Below are 16,900 nucleotides of genomic sequence, written 5' to 3' on the forward strand. Positions count from 1 at the left end.
AGCAAGAAAATTCAATTCGGAGATGGCAGATGGAACGAAGCACTGTCGGCATGCGCTGCAAACCCCTGATCACCGTCGCACTGGCTGCCGCCGCGTTCGCGGCCGCGTCGACCGCGATGGCCGACCAGGTCGTGAAGATCGGCAGCGTCGAACCGACGACGGGCGGCATCTCGCACCTCGGCAAGGACAACGAGAACGGTGCGCGCCTCGCGGTCGAGGAAATCAATGCGAAGGGGCTCACGATCGGCGGCAAGAAGATCACGCTGCAACTCGATGCGCAGGATGACGCGGCCGACCCGCGCCAGGCCACGCAGGTCGCGCAGAAGCTCGTCGACGACAAGGTCGTCGCCGTCATCGGCCACCTGAACTCGGGCACGTCGATCCCGGCGTCGAAGATCTACAGCGACGCGGGCATCGTGCAGATCTCGCCGTCGGCCACGAACCCGACCTACACGCAGCAAGGCTTCAAGACCACCTACCGCGTGGTCGCGACCGACGCGCAGCAAGGCCCGGCGCTCGCGAGCTACGCGCAGTCGAAGGGCGTGAAGAGCGTGGCGGTGATCGACGATTCGACCGCGTACGGCCAGGGCCTCGCGAACGAGTTCGAGAAGAAGGCCAAGGCGCTCGGCCTGAAGGTGCTGTCGCACGACGCGACCAACGACAAGGCGGTCGACTTCCGCGCGATTCTCACCAAGGTCAAGGGCGAGAACCCGGACGCGATCATGTACGGCGGCATGGACGCCACCGGCGGCCCGCTCGCGAAGCAGGCGAAGCAGCTCGGCCTGCGCGCGAAGATCCTGTCGGGCGACGGCGTGTGCACCGACTCGCTGGCCGATCTGGCCGGCCCGGCGGCCGACAACGTGACGTGCTCGCAGGCAGGCGCTGCGCTCGAGAAGATGCCGGGCGGCGCGGACTTCCTCGCGAAGTACCAGAAGCGCTTCAACCAGGGCATCAAGTTCGATGCGCCGTTCGCGTATGACGCGGTCTACATCGCGGTCGACGCGATGAAGCGCGCGAACTCGACCGATCCGGCGAAGATCCTCGCCGCGATGCCAGCCACGAAGTACGACGGCGTGATCGGCACGACGACGTTCGATTCGAAGGGCGACCTGACGCACGGGATCATCTCGATCTACGGCTACAAGGGCGGCAAGAAGACCTTCGTCGACCAGGTGAAGATGTAACCCGCCGCGGCGCCGGCACGACGGGGACGCCACCCGTCGGCGCCGGCGCCGCGCGGGCCGATTTCTGATTCACGGAGACGAAGCATCATGTGTGCAATGGCGTATGCGGAATTTCAACAGGAGTTGAAGAAGGCACAGCTGACGGCGCGCGAGTTCGCCCGGCTGATCCGGATGAACGAAAGTTCGATCACGAACTATTCGAGCAAGGGCACGGTTCCGTCCCACCTCGCGGTCATCGCGAAACTGATCGGCACGATGGCTGCGCACGAGATCGATTTCCGGCGCGTGATCCGGCAAATGCGGATCGAACCGAAACGGCCGCGCGGCGGCGGCACCTTTCCTGCGGCGGATAAACCGCGTTCCGAAACGAACCACGACGTCGAGTCATGAGCCGCGGCAGCATTGTTCCAGGCCGACGGCCGTTAGCCGCAGCCAGCGCCCGGTAACCGCCGCGCTTCACCAGATGGCGTGTCGCCGCAGGATTCCCGGCACCGCCATTCGCGCCGATCGCGATCCCGCGGCAACCCCGTCGCACCCTGCCGCGCGGAAGATGCGAAACCGCCCCTCCGCGCCGCGCCGCCACTCGCCTGCCTGCGTCGACCCGACGCTAGTGCGCAGCGAGATACGCTTTCACCGCCTGTAGCGCCGGCTTGCCATCGAACGTCGTGACGCCGGCCAGCCACGTGTCCAGCATCGACGTGTTCTTTTTCAGCCATTGCGCCGCGGCCTGGTTCGGATCCTGATGGTTCATGATCGGAATCATCAAATGATTCTCGAGCTCGGTCGTGAAGTGCAGGTTCGACGCGAACTTCGCGACGTTCGGGCACCGCGCCTCGTAATCCGGCGGCTCGACCGTGAACACCTTGGCCTCACCGTAGTTCGGGCCGAACACGTCATCGCCACCGGACAGGTAATTGATCCGGTATTGCGCATTCATCGGATGAGGCTCCCAGGCCAGAAACACGATCCACTGCTTGTCCCGAACGGCCCGGTTGAGCTCGACGAGCATGCCCGCCTCGCTCGACTCGACCAGCTTGAACTTGCCGATCCCGTCCTTGTTCTCCCGGATCATCTTGCCGATCAACTGGTTGCCGTCGTTCCCCGGTTCGATCCCGTAAATGCGGTTCTGCAGCTTGTCCGCATACTTCGGCAGATCCGCGAACGTCCTGAGCCCCGCCTGATACACGTAGTCCGGCACCGCCAACGTGAATTTCGCGCCTTTCAGGTTCGGCTCGGGAAGGACCTTGATCGAGCCGCTCTTGACGAACGGCGCGATGATCGGATCCATCGACGGCGACCAGTAGCCGAGGAAAATGTCGATCTGCTTGCTCTTGACCCCGGCAAACGTGATCGGCACCGATGCGATGGTCTTCGACGGGTTGTAGCCCAGCGCGGTCAGCATCGTGGTGGCCAGCCCGGTCGTCGCCGCGATGTCGCTCCAGCCGACATCGGCCATCCGCACGTTCCTGCAGGTTGCCGGCTCCGCCGCGCCGGCGGAATGGGCCGCCGCGGACATGCACACTGCGGCGACCAGTGCAGCCATACCAGTTCGATTCATGGTGATACCTCGGGTTGCGTCGTTGAAATGATCGGGATCAGGCCAGCGCACCGGCCGATTCGCGGGCCCGGCGTTCGTGACTCGGTGCGTGTCCGAAAAAAGTGCGAAAGGCCTTGCTGAAATGCGTCACGCTCTGGAATCCGCAGGTCTTCGTGACGTTCGCGATCGACATGTTCGAGTAGCGGATCAGCTTCCGCGCACGCTTCAAGCGCAGGCCGACGTAGTACTCGTGCGGCGTCATGTCCAGTGCCTCCCTGAAGACGCGCTGCAGGTGGCGCATCGATACGCCTGTCAACCGGGCCAGATCCGGCACGGTCAGCGGCTCCTCGATATTCGCCTCCATCAGCCGCACCGTCTCGATCAGTTCCTCGCGTGAAAAACCCACCCGCGACGCGATGGGAATCGGCTGGGGATCGGTCACGGCCCTGACCCGCTCGATCGAGAATTGCTCGGAGATGTGCCGCGCCATCGGCGGCCCGAGATCCGACGTGATCAGGTGCAGCATCAGGTCCAGCGGTGCCGTTCCACCGGTGCAGGTGAGGCGATCGCGGTCGATGGCGAAGAGTTCGTCGACGAAACGGACGTCCGGAAATTCGGCATGCAGCTCGGACAGCACCTCCCAGTGAACCGCGCAGCGATAGCCGTCGAGCAGGCCGCTCGCCATCAATGCATAAGCCCCCGTGCACAGCCCGCCCACCGCGACCCCGCGCCCGGCCAGGGTCCGCAGCAGTCGTTTCGTTCCGTCGTCCACGGCGTCCCGGACGTCCCATCCGCCGCAGACGAACATCACGTCGGGCATGCTCGCGGCGAGGTCCAGCGGACACGCCGGCCCCGCGACGATACCGTTACTGGCGCGGATCGCCGTTTCGTCGACCGAGTAAATCGTCCAGTCGTAGCGGGAGAAGCCGAGCAGCTGGTTGGCCATTCGCAGTGCCTCGATCGCACTCGTCAGCGCGATCATCGAATACTTTTCCAATATCAGGAATCCGAAATGACTGAATGTCGATTTCATCGCATCGATCCTCTCAACCTCTATTCAACCGGCATCATGCCTGCCGGACGGCGCCCGCTTTCACCCGCCGCCGGCCGCCCCTATTCCGTGCATTGCCCGACGATCCAGTCGCAGAAGATCCGCGCCTCCGGGCTCAACAAGGTATCGCTCGGGTGCAGCAGATAAAACCCGCGGCCGGTCCGCACCGAGGTCTCGATCGGCCGCACCAGCACCCCGGTCGCCAGCATGTCGTCGGCCAGATAGCGCCACCCCATCGCGATGCCCTGCCCGCCCATCGCGGCCTGCAGGACCGCCGGATAGTTGTTGATGTAGAGATCCTGCCGCGGCTCGGTCAGCGCGATGTCGTGATGCGCGAACCAGGTCGCCCAGTCCATCCAGTCCCAATGACGCGTCTCCAGATGGATCAGCGTGGCGCGCAGCAGATCCCGCGTGTGCGCCATCGGCGCGAGTCGGGCCAGATACGCCGGCGTGCACACCGGGAAGATCTCTTCCTCGAGCAGGAAGCGCGCGTTGCAGGCCGGCCAGTAGCCGTCGCCGAACTGAATCGCCAGGTCCGCGCCTTCGCGGATGTTTCGCGTGTCCTCGTCCGACGCATCGACGTGAATGATGATCTCCGGATGCTCGGCCCGAAACTTCGGCAGGCGCGGAATCAGCCAGTGCGACGCGATCGCCAGATCCGCCGACACCGTGACCGTCGACGTAGACGCCTGCACGCGCAACTCGTACGCGGCGGCAGCCAGCAGATCCAGCGCCGCATTGACGGTCCGCTGAAACTTCCGCCCGCCGTCGGTGAGCGACACCGCCTTGTGAGACCGCACGAACAACGCGCAGCCCAGCGTTTCCTCGAGCAACCGGATCTGCCGGCTGATCGCGCTCTGCGTCACGCACAGTTCCTCGGCGGCACTCGTGAAGCTTTCGTGCCGGGCCGCTGCCTCGAACGCGGTGAGATACGACAGCGGCGGGAGGTGCTTCAAGCGGCTAACCATGTCGGGGGCTTCTCTCGGGACGGAAGTCGGTCGTATTGCGGCGCGTCGAAGCGGGCGGGCCGCCGCGCCGGCGCAACGCGCGTTGCCGCCCGAGCCGCGCAGTTTCATCGACGCGAACATCACTGCCCTTTCACCAGTGAAATGCCTCGACCCGCCTGCACCGGCCAGCGGGTATCTCGCTGCGCGGCGAACAGCGCTTCGAGCCGCGCCAGCGTCTGCGCGCGAAACGCCGTGCTGCGCCGAAGCGTCATGTCGACGTGCAGCAAAAGGGCTTCCATCGTAGCAAAGTGTTCGGCGTCGATCGGGTGCCGCATGGTCAGGAAAACCCGACATTTCTTGCTGTCGTGCTCGAGCACGCGTGCCGTGACGACGAACGGCGCGCCCGTGCCGATTTCCTTCAGGTAATGAACGACGGTCTGCAGCGTATAGACCGACACCCGCTCGCGAGACCGGAATGCGTCGTCCATCCCGATGCTGTCCAGCCACCGGTCGATCGACTCGCTGAACACGCGCACGTAGCACGCGTCGTTCATGTGCCCGTTGTAGTCGATCCACTCCGCGCGTACCTGCCCTTCATGGACCTCGAGTTCCGCGTGCATCTGGCGCCCTCCTTCGACGTGTCGTCAACGTAGGCCGGGCGGCGGCTTCCCGGCCGGCGCCCGGAGGGTTTCATCGGGCCGCGACCTTCCGCTCGCCCACCACATCGATCGCGCGGGTCGGATACGCCGCATCCGTGATCGCCTTGCTCGCTTCGACGATCTTGCGGTCGCGCTCCGCCGCCAGGTCGTGAAACTGCCGGCCGCCTTCTTCCGCCTTCACGCCGTCGACCAGCATCTGGATCGTCTGCGGATCGAGCGTCGGATGGCCGAGATCGTCCCACCAGCGATGGAACGACGGCGCAAAACGCTCGCAGAAGACGCCGAGCCCGTGGCCGCCGCTGCCGAGGTTGAACAGCATGTGCGGCCCCATGACCGACCATCGCAGGCCCGGGCCGGCGGAGACGGCCTTGTCGACGTCGCCGACCGTCGCGACCCCTTCGACCACCAGATGAATCGCCTCCCGCCACAGTGCCGCCTGCAGCCGGTTCGCGACGTGGCCCGGCACTTCCTTGTTGACCCGGATCGTGATCTTTCCGCATGCGGCATAGAACTGCTCGGCGAGCTCCAGCACGCCGGGCTCGGTCTTCTCGTTGCCCAGCAGCTCGACCAGCGGAATCAGATGGGGCGGATTGAACGGATGCCCGAGGATGAAACGGCCCGGATTCTTCCAGCCCGCCTGCATTTCCTTCACCAGCAGGCCCGATGCGCTGGAGCAGACGATCGCGCGGGGATCGAGATGATCCTCGATGCGCCGGTACAGCGCGTGCTTGACGTCGATCCGCTCGGGCACGCTTTCCTGCACGAACTGCGCGCGGGCCACGGCTTCCTCGGGCGTCGCCACGAAGCGCAGCCGTCCCGGGTCGCCCCGCCGCGCCAACCCCAGCCGCTCCAGGCTCGGCCACGCGTGACGCACATAGTCGCGAACGAACGCCTCCCCTTCCGGCGACGGATCGTATACGTCGACCTCCAGCCCGGCCGCCAGAAACAGCGCGGCCCAGCTTGCGCCGATCGTGCCGGCGCCGAGAATGCCTACGACTTCGATGCCATGAGGCATGTCATGCAGCGTGCTCATCGTGCTCTTCCATCCTGAATTCGAGTATCGGGAGACAGGCGGCCGATATCCGCCCGCCGGGGTTTTTACAAGTCCAGCACCAGTCGAGGCGATTTCGACCGGGAACAACACACCGCCATCACGTCGTTCGCGCGCTTCTCGTCGTCGGTCAGGATGTGGTCGCGATGCTCCGGCACGCCGTCGACCACGTCGGTCAGGCATGCGCCGCACACGCCCTGCTCACAGACCGTGCTGATGTCGAACCCCGCCTGCTTCAACACCTGCAGAACACTCTTGTCGGCGGGCACGTCCAGGTCCAGGCCGGATCTGCACAGATGGATCCGGAACGCCGTGTTCTCCGCCGTACCCACCGGCTCGGCCGCGAAGCGCTCGAAATGCACGGTTCCCGCCGGCCAGTGCGATGCCGCGGCTTCCACCGCGTTCATCAGGCCGCCGGGGCCGCAGCAATAGAGATGGCGGCCTTCCGTCGCGTCGGACAGCAGCGACCGGACGTCGAGCCCCTTGCCCGGATCGCCCCCGTCGAAATGCAGGTGGACGTGCGCCGCGAACGGCACACCGCGCCGCAGGAGATCGACGAACGCCGCGTCCTGCTCGCGCCGCGCGCAGTAGTGCAGCGCGAACGGCTGCCCTTCGCTGAACAGGCGATATGCCATCGACAGGATCGGCGTGATCCCGATGCCGCCCGCGATCAGCAGCGACGACGTCGCGCCTACCGCCATCGGAAAATGGTTGAACGGCCCGCTGATCCGTACCTGCGCGCCGACACCCACCTGATCATGGACAAAGCGCGAGCCGCCACGGCTGGCCGGATCCTTCAATACGGCGATCCGGTAGGTGTTCCGGACCCCGGCCGCTTCATAAAGCGAATACTGTCGGGTGATGCCGTTTTCCAGATGGACGGCCACGTGCGCGCCCGGTTCGTAGGCAGGCAGGTCCGCATCGTCTTCCCTGGCCAGCGCGTAGCTCCGAATGCCGTTGGCCTCGTCGGCCACGGCCCGCACGATCAGCACCTGACGGTCCAGTGCGCCGCTTTGATGTTGCGTCATCGTTACCTCTGGAGAGTGGATGCCGGGTCGCCGCCGGTTCGCCGGCAGGCGATACCCGCTCGCCGAAAATCGTCCGCTACACGTGTGCGATCTGTACGTGCCGCACGGTCGTGTAGTTCTCGAGCGCGTAGACGGACATGTCGCTCCCGTATCCCGAAGCCTTCATGCCGCCGTGCGGCATTTCGGCGGTGGCCACGCCATGCGCGTTGATCCACGTGATGCCGCACCGCAGGCGTGACGCGACCGTCATCGCCTTTCCCACGTCGCGCGTCCAGATCGACGACGCGAGGCCATACGGGCTGTCGTTCGCGTGATGAATCGCCTGTTCCGCGCCGCTGAACCGCGTGATGGAAATGACCGGGCCGAACACCTCGCGCTGAACGATCTCGTCGTCCTGCCGTGCATTCGCGACGATCGTCGGCTCGTAGAAGTAGCCGCCGCCGGCGACTTCACGCCCGCCGGTCACGATCTCCACATGGCGCAGGTCACGCGCGCGGTCCACGAAGCCGGCGATACGCCGGCGATGGCCTTCGGAGATCACCGGCCCCATTTCGGTACGCGAATCGTCCGGTGCGCCGAGCCGGATCGTCGCGACGCGATTCGCCAGATCCGCGACGAAGGTGTCGTAGATCCTGTCCTCGACGTAGAGCCGGCAAGGCTGCGCACAATCCTGCCCGGCGTTGAAGAACGCCGCGCCGCGTATGCCTTCGACGGCCGCGTCCAGGTTCGCGTCGTCGAACACGATGACCGGCGCCTTCCCGCCCAGCTCCATGTGCGTATGCATCAGCTTGCGCGACGATGCCTCGAGAATCCGGCTCGCCGTCGCGGGGCCGCCGGTCAGCGACACGAGATCGAGCTGACGATGGTTGATCAGCGCGTTGCCCGTGGTGGCGCCGCGGCCGACGACCACGTTGACGACGCCGCGCGGAAAGATCTCGGCCGCGAGTTCCGCGACACGCAGCGACGTCAGCGGTGTGAGTTCCGACGGCTTCAGGACGACCGGGCAGCCGGCCGCCAGCGCCGGCGCCAGCTTCCACGCCGCCATCATCAGCGGATAGTTCCACGGCGCGATCGATCCCACCACGCCTACCGCGTCGCGCCGGATCATCGACGTGAACCCGGCCACGTACTCGCCCGCGCTGGATGCCGACACGCACCGCGCCGCGCCGGCCATGAACCGAAACACGTCGACGGTCAACGGAAGCTCGTCCGCCTTCACCGCGTGCAACGGCTTGCCGCAGTTCAGCGATTCGAGCGCCGCGAACTCGTCCGCGCGTTCCTCGATCGCATCCGCCAGCGCGAGCAGGCCTGCCGCGCGCACGCCCGGCGGCGTCGCGGACCACGACGGGAATGCCGAGGCCGCCGCCGCGACGGCCGCATCGACCTGCTCGTCAGACGCATCGCGCATCGTGACAACGGTGTCGCCCGTCGCCGGGTTGACGACCGGAAACGCTTCTCCGTCGCCCGCCACCCGCTCACCATTGATCAGGTTCATCGTTTGCATGACTAATCGACCTGTTTGAGATCCGGAAAGATGTTCGACCGCCGTCAGAATCCGACCTGGTCGCGGCCCTTCAGGCCCAGCCGCGCGCGGGCTTCGGCGGGCGTCGCGACCTTGAAGCCGAGTTCCTCGACGATGCGCCGGATCTTGCGGACCTGGTCGGCGTTCGACGCCGCCAGCTGGCCGCGGTCGATGTACAGGTTGTCCTCGAGCCCGACGCGCACGTTCCCGCCCATGACGGCCGACTGCGTCGCGAATTTCATCTGGTTGCGCCCCGCAGCGAGGACGGACCATTCGAAACCGTCGCCGAACAGGCGTTGCGCAATGCTGTGCAGATGGCTCAGGTTGTCCGTATCGGCGCCCATCCCGCCGAGGATCCCGAAGATCATCTGGATGAAGAACGGCGGCTTCAGCAGCCCCTTGTCGACGAAATACGCGAGGTTGTACAGGTGGCCGAGGTCGTAGCACTCGAACTCGAAGCGCGTTCCGTGCGTATCGCCGAGTTCGCGCAGCGTGTATTCGATGTCCTTGAACGTGTTCTTGAACACGAAGTCGCGCGTCATGTCGAGGAACGCGGGCTCCCAGTCGTGCTGCCATTCGGTGTGCTTCTGCAGCATCGGGAAGATGCCGAAATTGAGCGACCCGCAGTTGAGCGACGCCATCTCGGGCTTCGCGACGAGTGCCGCCTCGAGACGCTGTTCGAGCGTCATGCCGAGGCCGCCGCCAGTCGACACGTTGATGATCGCGTCGCTGTTCGCCTTGATGACGGGCAGGAACTGCATGAATACTTTCGGGTCGGGCGTCGGCCGCCCCGTTTCCGGGTCACGCGCATGCAGATGGATGATCGATGCGCCGGCTTCGGCCGCCGCGATCGATTCCGCCGCGATCTGCGCGGGCGTGATGGGCAGGTGCGGCGACATGGTGGGCGTGTGGATGCCGCCCGTTACCGCGCACGTGATGATGATGCTGTTCGACATGGAGATGACCTTGACTGGGCAGGTTGGCCGGTGTCGCCGCGATCCCGTTCGCCACGACACACCGGTGTTCGCAATACGATTCGACCGCGCCGGCATGGCGCGAACGCGTTACTTCAGTGCGTCCTGGTAGGCCTTCAGCACCAGCCCGTGGAAGTGATGAAGCGCGTGCTCGCTCATGCCCGACTGCCGCGGATCGCTCACGATCCGGCCGCTTTCGAACGCGGGCGTGCTCATCCCGCGCTGCACGCTCTCGACGAGGTCGATGTCCTCCTGCTGCAGCACGTCGCGGACGTAGTTGATCGCCTCGATCTCCTGCGGCGTCGGCTCGGCGGATTCGAAGTAGAAGTCGTAGGTCTCGATCGTGCGATCGGGCGCCACCGGGATGATGTTCAGCACGAGGAAATTCGCGCGGCCCGGGTAGCGCAGCAGGCACGTGTTGGGCCAGACCCACCACACCGCGTGGTCGTCGCAGGTCGCGCCTTCGACGCTGTAGGCCGTATTGCCGGCGTTGCCGCCTTTCGCCATGTGGCTCGAGTAGATCCCGTGCGTCGTCACCTTGTAGGTGTCGAACTGGAGCAGGCTCACGAAATCCTTGTGGGCGGTCGGGCAGTGGTAGCACTCGAGGAAGTTGTCGACGACGTTCTTCCAGTTCGACCGGATATCGAACTGCAGGCGGCGCGCAAACGTCAGCGTGCCGACGTCCGGCGCGAACCGGTCGATCTCGGCCTTCAGATCGCCGCTTTGCGACGCGAGCGACGCGGCGCCCGGGTCCATGTTCACGTACACGAACCCGCAGAACTCCTCGACCTGCACTTGCGACAGGCAGATGTCCTCCTTCCTGAAGTCGACCAGCGTCTCCGTCATCGGCGCCTGGCGCAGGCCGCCATCGAGGTTGTAGCTCCACGCGTGATACGGGCACGTGATCACGCGCGCCTTGCCTTCGCCGGCAAGCAGGTGATGCGCGCGGTGCTTGCAGACGTTGTAGAACGCGCGCAGGCTGCCGGCCCGGTCGCGCACCACGGCGATGCTCCGGCCGGCCACGTCGGCCACATAGTAGGCGCCCGGCTCGCGCACCTTTTCCGCATGACACACCCACTGCCACGATCGTCGGAAGACGGCGTCCATTTCCGCGTCAAAGTACTTCGGGTCCGTGTAGCACTTCGCATTCAGCGTCGACGAGGCGGCGACGTCCTTCGCATTGAATGCACGGCCGGCGATCTCGAGGTCCTGCTGCGCGAGACATTCGCTCATTGCATGCTCCTGAAAGGGGGACGGGATTTTCGATTCGGCAAGTTGCGCTTCGGTGCTGAAGTTACGCATCGGCCGTTGCCTTCGCAAACGATGAAAAAAAAGCCATTTGCCCCAAAAAAACTTGGGCAGGACGAACGCACGCGCGGCAACGTCACGAGCCGGCCGATTTTCATAACTTGATGTCGCAATTGCCGGTTTCCCGTTCCGGCGGCTTCGCTAGCATGGTGTGCAGCGCGGCCCCACTCTTCACGCGCGAACATGGGTGCCTTTCGAAACCCTTGCCCCGTCAACCCTTTCTCCCGGCCCGAACATGAAATCCAGAATGGCTCGCATGCTGACAACGCTGGTCCTCGCGTCGTCGCTGCCCGGCATGGCTTCCGCGCAAGACGACGCAGCGTGTCGGCCGGTGCGGCTCTCGAATATCGGCTGGACCGACATTACGGTCACCACGGCGCTGGCGTCGCTGCTGTTCGAGAGTCTCGGCTATCGTCCGGCGACGACGCTGTCGTCCGTGCCGATCTCCTTCGCCGGACTGAAAAGCCGGCAGATCGACGTGTCGCTCGGCTATTGGTGGCCGATTCAAGACAAGCAGATCCAGCCGTTCCTCGATTCGCATGCGTTCGTCAAGCTCGAGCCGCCGAACCTGTCCGGCGCGAAAGAGACGCTCGCCACGGTCGACTATGCGTACCAGCACGGCCTCCGGTCGTTCGACGACATCGCGAAGCACCGGGCCGAACTCGACGGCAAGATCTACGGGATCGAACCGGGCAGCAGCGCGAACGCCACGATTCAACGGATGATCGACAACAACGAGCACGGCCTGCGCGGGTTCAAACTCGTCGAATCGAGCGAAGCCGGGATGCTGGTCACCGTCCAGCGCGCGGTGCGCGAAAAGAAGTGGGTGGTATTCATCGGCTGGGCGCCTCACCCGATGAACATCCAGGTGCCGATCCAGTATCTGTCCGGCGGCGACGCATCGTTCGGCCCGAACTACGGCGAAGCCAGGGTGTATACGCTGACGGCCAACGGCTTTGCGCAACGTTGCCCGAATGCCGGGCGGCTGGTGTCGAACCTGCGCTTTACGACCGACATGGAAAACCGGTTGATGCTCGACGTGATGAACAAGACCCGGCCGGACGACGCGGCAAGGGCGTACCTCCGGCAACATCCCGACGTGCTCGACGGCTGGCTCGACGGTGTGACGAGCTTCGACGGCAAGAGCGGGCTTGCCACGGTGAAAGCGGCGCTCGGGCTATAGGCGATGGATGGCGGGGGCGCCAGACATCGCCCGCTTCGCAAACGGGACACCGGAGAAAACGATGGCCGATCGATGGAAGGGTTTCCTGCGCCGCCTGCCGGCGCTTGCGATTCATTGCGCAGCGCTGCTCACCCGGCATCCGCTGGAGCGGTGGTGCTCGATGGTGGATGAAGCGAGGAACCGGCGATAACGCAGCCGGCCGACGCGGGGCAAGCCACGGGGGCGGCAGGCGAAGCCGTGCCGAACATTCGTCACCGTCCGGCGGGCGCCGAAAAATCAAAGCTCGACTTGAATGCGCTACCGGTCGGCAGCCGCGTGTCCGCGACGACGGACGGTTCCCCCGATCGTCACCCCGCCGCCCGCACGTGATCGAGCAGCGCCTGCAGCGGATGGCGCACCTGCTTCGACGACATCCGCTTCACCTGGCTGCGGCACGAATAGCCGGTCGCCAGCGCCTCGCCCTCGTCCTCCGGCCCGTCCACGTGCGCGGCCCACGACTGCGAGTAGATCGTCTTCGACGTCGCGAGATTGCGCGCCTCGTGCCCGTAGGTGCCCGACATCCCGCAGCACCCGGCCGCCTGGACCTGCAAACGCAGCCCGCGCCGCGCGAACACCTGCGCCCATTGCTTGCCGCTGTCGGGCGCATTGGTCTTCTCGGTGCAGTGCGGCAGCAACCGGTACGACGCGGGCACGCCGCCTGCATCGTCACCGGCTTCCGGCAGCGCCTGCAGCAGCCATTCCTGCGGCAGCGCGACCTTCGGCACATCGGTGAGCCCCGTCACCTTCAGGTATTCCTGCCGATACGTGAGCGTCATCGCCGGATCGAGGCCGACCAGCGCGACGCCCGAGCGCGCCAGCGCGGCCAACTGCGTCGCATTGAGGATCGCCACCTGCTCGAACGCGCGCAGAAAGCCCTGCACGTGCAGCGCCTTGCCGTTCGGCGCGAGCGGCGCGAGCCACACCTGAAAGCCCGTGCGCGCCGCCAGCTCGATCAGCGTCGCCAGTTGTTCGGGTTCGAAGTAGCGCGTGAACGTGTCCTGCACGATGACGACGCTGCGCGCGCGCTGCGCGTCGCTCAGCGCGGCAAGCGCCTGCGGGTCGGCCGGCTTCACGCGCCATTGACGGATCACGGCCGCGAGATCGAAGCGGCTCAGCAGCGGGCTGTCGACCATGCCGACGTGCCGCTCCAGCACCGTGCGCACCCATCCCGAGCGCATCAGCCCGTTGTACAGCGCGGGCACCCGAGCCATCCACGGCATCGTGAATTCGAGCGAGCCGATCAGGTAGTCGCGCAGCGGCCGCAGATAGCGTTGGTGATACAGCTCGAGGAAGCGCGAGCGAAACTCCGGCACGTTCACCTTCACCGGGCACTGCCCCGCGCACGACTTGCACGCGAGGCACCCTGCCATCGCGTCGTACACCTCGTGCGAAAAATCGGCTTCGCCGCTGCGCGCCGCGCGGCTGTTGCGCCAGCGCGTGGCAAGGCCGCTCAGGAACGGCTGCCGCGCGCGCGCCGCCGCGACGACGTCGACGCCGGCCTGCCCTTGCAGGCGCAACCATTCGCGCATCAGCGACGCACGCCCCTTCGGCGATTGCACGCGTTCGCGCGTCGCCTTCCACGACGGGCACATCGCGTCGTCGGGATCGAAGTTGTAGCACGCGCCGTTGCCGTTGCAGTGCATCGCGGTGCCGTAGCTCTGCCACACGCGCTCGTCGATCTGCCGGTCGTGGTCACCGCGCGTCGGCACCTCGTCGATCTTCAGCAGCCGCATCGTGTGCTCCGGCGGCGTCGCGATCTTGCCCGGGTTGAACTGGTTGTACGGATCGAACGCGGCCTTCAGTTGCTGCAGCGACGGATACAGCTCGCCGAAAAACGCCGGCGCATATTCGGAGCGCACGCCCTTGCCGTGCTCGCCCCACAACAGGCCGCCGTGGCGCTGCGTAAGCTCGGCCACCGCGTCCGACACGGGCCGCACCAGCGCCGCCTGCTTCGGGTCCTTCATGTCGAGCGCCGGCCGCACGTGCAGCACGCCCGCATCGACGTGCCCGAACATCCCGTATTGCAGCCCGTGGCCGTCGAGCAGCGCGCGGAATTCGGCGATGTACGCGGGAAGGTTCTCGGGCGGCACCGCGGTGTCCTCGACGAACGGCTGCGGGCGCGCCTCGCCCTGCACGTTGCCGAGCAGGCCGACCGCGCGCTTGCGCATCGCATACACGCGCTTCACCGCGTCGTCGCCGGCCGCGAGCGTGTGGCCCAGGCGCTCCACGCTCGTATCGGTGCGCAGATGGTCGACGAACGCGCGCACGCGCGCGTCGACGTCATCCGCATCGTCGCCGCTGAATTCGATCAGGTTGATGCCGAGCGTCGGCCGAGCGTCGTCCTGCGGGAAATACTCGGACACGCTGCTCCACACGAAGTCCTTTATCGCCAGCATCAGCACCTTCGAGTCGACCGTCTCGATCGACAGCGGCTCGTGCGCGAGCAGCGCGCGCGCGTCGCGCAGCGCGTCCATGAAGCCCGCGTAGCGCACGTTGACCAGCACCGAATACTTCGGGATCGGCAGCACGTTGAGCTTCGCCTCGACGACGAAGCCGAGCGAGCCTTCGGCGCCGCACAGCACGCTGTTCAGGTTGAAGCGCCCGTCGGGTTCGCGCAGGTGCGCGAGGTCATAGCCGGTCAGGCAGCGGTTGAGCTTCGGGAACTTCGCTTCGATCAGCGCCGCCTTGTCGTCGCTGATGCGCCGCGCGGTGCGGTACACCTTGCCGATGCGGTCCTGCCGCGCGCAGCGGCGCTCCAGCTCGTCGCCGGCGAGCGCGTCGCTGTGCAGGTGCTCGCCGCCCATCAGCACGAAATCGAGCTCGAGCACGTGGTCGCGCGTCTTGCCGTACGTGCAGCTGCCCTGCCCGCTCGCGTCGGTGTTGATCATCCCGCCGACGGTCGCGCGGTTCGAGGTCGACAGTTCCGGCGCGAAAAACAGCCCGTGCGGCTTCAGCGCCGCGTTGAGCTGATCCTTGACGACACCCGCCTGCACGCGCACCCAGCGCTGCTCGACATCGATTTCGAGGATCCGGTTCATGTTGCGCGACAGGTCGACGACCACGCCGTCGGTCAGCGACTGCCCGTTGGTGCCCGTGCCGCCGCCGCGCGCGGCCACCGCGACGTCGCGATGCGCGGGCTCGGCAAGCAGCCGCGCCAGCAGCCGCACGTCGTCCGCATGCGCGGGGCAGATCACCGCTTGCGGCAGACGCTGGTAGATCGAGTTGTCGGTGGCCTGCACCGTCCGGTTCGCATGGTCCGCGCGGATTTCCCCGGCGAATCCGGCGGCCTGCAGCGCGGCGAGAAAGTCACGGTACGCATGCGCGGGCGGGCTGGCGGGACGGGGCAACGGGGCGATCGACATGGGGTAAAGGCGCAGTGTGGGTGGAGCCGGCCGGTTCGCGTGGCCGAAACATGATTTTTTAGCAAGTTTCCACGCGACCGGGATTTCCAGTATCTTTGGATACTTCGCGAGAAACAAACGAATTCTGCTCCGCCGAATATTGCATAAAACTCATGAATTACCGTCGCCTCACCCCGTCGATGTCGCTGCTGCTCGTGTTCGAGGCCGCCGCGCGGCATGAAAGCTACACGCGCGCGGCCGAGGAGCTGTCGCTGAGCCAGAGCGCGATCAGCCGGCAGGTCCAGACCCTCGAGGATCAGCTCGGCGTGGCGCTGTTCCGGCGCGAGGGCCGCTCGGTGAAGCTGACCGAAGTCGGGCGCCGCTACTTCACCGAGCTGAGCGGTGCGCTGGGGCGCATCCGCGGCGCGACGCTGCAGGCGATGTCGCACCAGGCGGGCGCCGGCACGCTGCGGCTCGCGACGCTGCCCACATTCGGCTCGAAATGGCTGCTGCCGCACCTGCACGACTTCTACGCCGCGCATCCGGGCGTGACCGTGCACCTTCATTCGCGGATCGGCGGCATCGACTTCCTCAACGACGACCTCGATGCGGCCATTACCGTCGGCGCGGGCGACTGGCCGGGCCTGCACGCGCACCGGCTGTACAACGAGTTCCTGATCGCGATCGCGCCGCCCGACACGGGCAGCGGAAGCCGCCGCAAGGCCGACGCGCACACGCCCGCGTGGGCTGCGAAGCAGACGCTGCTCGGCGTGACGAGCAACCAGCAGGCATGGGCGGAATGGTTCTCGCACTATCGGCTCGACCATCGGCAGATGCGCATCGGCCCGAGCTTCGAGCTGACGTCGCACCTGATCCAGGCCGTGCGGGCCGGAATGGGGATCGGGCTGGTGCCGAAGGTGCTGGTGGAAGACGAGCTGAGCCGCCACGAACTCGTGTCGATCGGCGACGCGATCACCAGCCAGCGCAGCTACTACCTCGTCTACCCGCCGGGGAACGAGACGCTGCCGTCGCTCGTCGCGTTCCGCGAATGGCTGCTGAAGTCGTGCTGAAGCGCG

15 protein-coding genes are annotated in these 16,900 nt (G+C 66.1%); 5 read left to right on the forward strand and 10 right to left on the reverse strand.

Annotation, left to right across the window (positions count from 1 at the left end):
- Positions 1-29: 29 nt before the first annotated feature.
- Complete coding sequence (locus BCO18175_RS15180) at positions 30-1,184, forward strand: branched-chain amino acid ABC transporter substrate-binding protein (RefSeq protein ID WP_174982037.1); 1,155 nt, start codon at positions 30-32, stop codon at positions 1,182-1,184.
- An 87-nt stretch (positions 1,185-1,271) separates the two neighbouring features.
- Entirely contained in the window at positions 1,272-1,574 is a 303-nt protein-coding gene (locus BCO18175_RS15185) for an XRE family transcriptional regulator (protein WP_174982039.1), read from the forward strand.
- A 217-nt stretch (positions 1,575-1,791) separates the two neighbouring features.
- On the opposite strand, the gene BCO18175_RS15190 is transcribed toward BCO18175_RS15185, so the two are convergent.
- From BCO18175_RS15190 to BCO18175_RS15230, 9 genes are all read right to left on the reverse strand, one after another.
- On the reverse strand, positions 1,792-2,700 hold the full coding sequence (locus BCO18175_RS15190) for a choline ABC transporter substrate-binding protein (protein WP_254608094.1): 909 nt from the start codon (positions 2,698-2,700) through the stop codon (positions 1,792-1,794).
- Between the two features lie 79 nt (positions 2,701-2,779).
- A complete protein-coding gene (locus BCO18175_RS15195) occupies positions 2,780-3,754 on the reverse strand; it encodes a GlxA family transcriptional regulator (RefSeq protein WP_174982044.1) in 975 nt (324 codons plus the stop codon).
- Between the two features lie 80 nt (positions 3,755-3,834).
- On the reverse strand, positions 3,835-4,728 hold the full coding sequence (locus tag BCO18175_RS15200; RefSeq protein WP_174982046.1) for a LysR substrate-binding domain-containing protein: 894 nt from the start codon (positions 4,726-4,728) through the stop codon (positions 3,835-3,837).
- Positions 4,729-4,859: 131 nt separating this feature from the next.
- Positions 4,860-5,339 carry a thioesterase family protein gene (locus tag BCO18175_RS15205; protein WP_174982048.1) on the reverse strand — a complete coding sequence of 160 codons (480 nt, stop codon included), beginning with the start codon at positions 5,337-5,339 and terminating at the stop codon, positions 4,860-4,862.
- Between the two features lie 70 nt (positions 5,340-5,409).
- Positions 5,410-6,411, reverse strand: coding sequence for a 3-hydroxyacyl-CoA dehydrogenase NAD-binding domain-containing protein (locus tag BCO18175_RS15210; RefSeq protein ID WP_174982050.1), 1,002 nt, complete (start codon positions 6,409-6,411; stop codon positions 5,410-5,412).
- A gap of 65 nt (positions 6,412-6,476) precedes the next feature.
- Complete coding sequence (locus BCO18175_RS15215; protein ID WP_174982052.1) at positions 6,477-7,457, reverse strand: PDR/VanB family oxidoreductase; 981 nt, start codon at positions 7,455-7,457, stop codon at positions 6,477-6,479.
- Between the two features lie 76 nt (positions 7,458-7,533).
- Entirely contained in the window at positions 7,534-8,961 is a 1,428-nt protein-coding gene (locus BCO18175_RS15220) for a gamma-aminobutyraldehyde dehydrogenase (RefSeq protein WP_174982054.1), read from the reverse strand.
- A gap of 44 nt (positions 8,962-9,005) precedes the next feature.
- A complete protein-coding gene (locus tag BCO18175_RS15225) occupies positions 9,006-9,935 on the reverse strand; it encodes a 3-keto-5-aminohexanoate cleavage protein (RefSeq protein WP_174982056.1) in 930 nt (309 codons plus the stop codon).
- 108 nt (positions 9,936-10,043) lie between these two features.
- Positions 10,044-11,186 carry an aromatic ring-hydroxylating oxygenase subunit alpha gene (locus tag BCO18175_RS15230; RefSeq protein WP_174982058.1) on the reverse strand — a complete coding sequence of 381 codons (1,143 nt, stop codon included), beginning with the start codon at positions 11,184-11,186 and terminating at the stop codon, positions 10,044-10,046.
- Positions 11,187-11,496: 310 nt separating this feature from the next.
- Here BCO18175_RS15230 and choX point away from each other — a divergent pair, with 310 nt between their 5' ends.
- On the forward strand, positions 11,497-12,444 hold the full coding sequence (gene choX / locus BCO18175_RS15235) for a choline ABC transporter substrate-binding protein (protein WP_174982060.1): 948 nt from the start codon (positions 11,497-11,499) through the stop codon (positions 12,442-12,444).
- Positions 12,445-12,505: 61 nt separating this feature from the next.
- Entirely contained in the window at positions 12,506-12,634 is a 129-nt protein-coding gene (locus tag BCO18175_RS40880; protein WP_302480655.1) for a hypothetical protein, read from the forward strand.
- A 157-nt stretch (positions 12,635-12,791) separates the two neighbouring features.
- Here the strand turns inward: BCO18175_RS40880 and ydiJ are convergent, their stop codons facing one another.
- Positions 12,792-15,845, reverse strand: coding sequence for a D-2-hydroxyglutarate dehydrogenase YdiJ (gene ydiJ / locus BCO18175_RS15240; protein WP_174982062.1), 3,054 nt, complete (start codon positions 15,843-15,845; stop codon positions 12,792-12,794).
- 152 nt (positions 15,846-15,997) lie between these two features.
- Between ydiJ and BCO18175_RS15245 the strand changes: the two genes are divergently transcribed.
- Positions 15,998-16,894 carry a LysR substrate-binding domain-containing protein gene (locus BCO18175_RS15245; RefSeq protein WP_174982064.1) on the forward strand — a complete coding sequence of 299 codons (897 nt, stop codon included), beginning with the start codon at positions 15,998-16,000 and terminating at the stop codon, positions 16,892-16,894.
- Positions 16,895-16,900 lie beyond the last annotated feature (6 nt).

Source organism: Burkholderia lata (genome assembly GCF_902499335.1).
Classification (GTDB): Bacteria; Pseudomonadota; Gammaproteobacteria; order Burkholderiales; family Burkholderiaceae; genus Burkholderia; species Burkholderia lata_B.

Coding starts and splice junctions, on each gene's coding strand:
- BCO18175_RS15180 (WP_174982037.1), top strand. CDS start 30: ATGGAACGAAGCACTGTCGGCATGCGCTGCAAACCCCTGATCACCGTC.
- BCO18175_RS15185 (WP_174982039.1), top strand. CDS start 1,272: ATGTGTGCAATGGCGTATGCGGAATTTCAACAGGAGTTGAAGAAGGCA.
- BCO18175_RS15190 (WP_254608094.1), bottom strand. CDS start 2,700: ATGTCCGCGGCGGCCCATTCCGCCGGCGCGGCGGAGCCGGCAACCTGC.
- BCO18175_RS15195 (WP_174982044.1), bottom strand. CDS start 3,754: ATGAAATCGACATTCAGTCATTTCGGATTCCTGATATTGGAAAAGTAT.
- BCO18175_RS15205 (WP_174982048.1), bottom strand. CDS start 5,339: ATGCACGCGGAACTCGAGGTCCATGAAGGGCAGGTACGCGCGGAGTGG.
- BCO18175_RS15210 (WP_174982050.1), bottom strand. CDS start 6,411: ATGAGCACGCTGCATGACATGCCTCATGGCATCGAAGTCGTAGGCATT.
- BCO18175_RS15215 (WP_174982052.1), bottom strand. CDS start 7,457: ATGACGCAACATCAAAGCGGCGCACTGGACCGTCAGGTGCTGATCGTG.
- BCO18175_RS15220 (WP_174982054.1), bottom strand. CDS start 8,961: ATGCAAACGATGAACCTGATCAATGGTGAGCGGGTGGCGGGCGACGGA.
- BCO18175_RS15225 (WP_174982056.1), bottom strand. CDS start 9,935: ATGTCGAACAGCATCATCATCACGTGCGCGGTAACGGGCGGCATCCAC.
- BCO18175_RS15230 (WP_174982058.1), bottom strand. CDS start 11,186: ATGAGCGAATGTCTCGCGCAGCAGGACCTCGAGATCGCCGGCCGTGCA.
- choX (WP_174982060.1), top strand. CDS start 11,497: ATGAAATCCAGAATGGCTCGCATGCTGACAACGCTGGTCCTCGCGTCG.
- BCO18175_RS40880 (WP_302480655.1), top strand. CDS start 12,506: ATGGCCGATCGATGGAAGGGTTTCCTGCGCCGCCTGCCGGCGCTTGCG.
- ydiJ (WP_174982062.1), bottom strand. CDS start 15,845: ATGTCGATCGCCCCGTTGCCCCGTCCCGCCAGCCCGCCCGCGCATGCG.
- BCO18175_RS15245 (WP_174982064.1), top strand. CDS start 15,998: ATGAATTACCGTCGCCTCACCCCGTCGATGTCGCTGCTGCTCGTGTTC.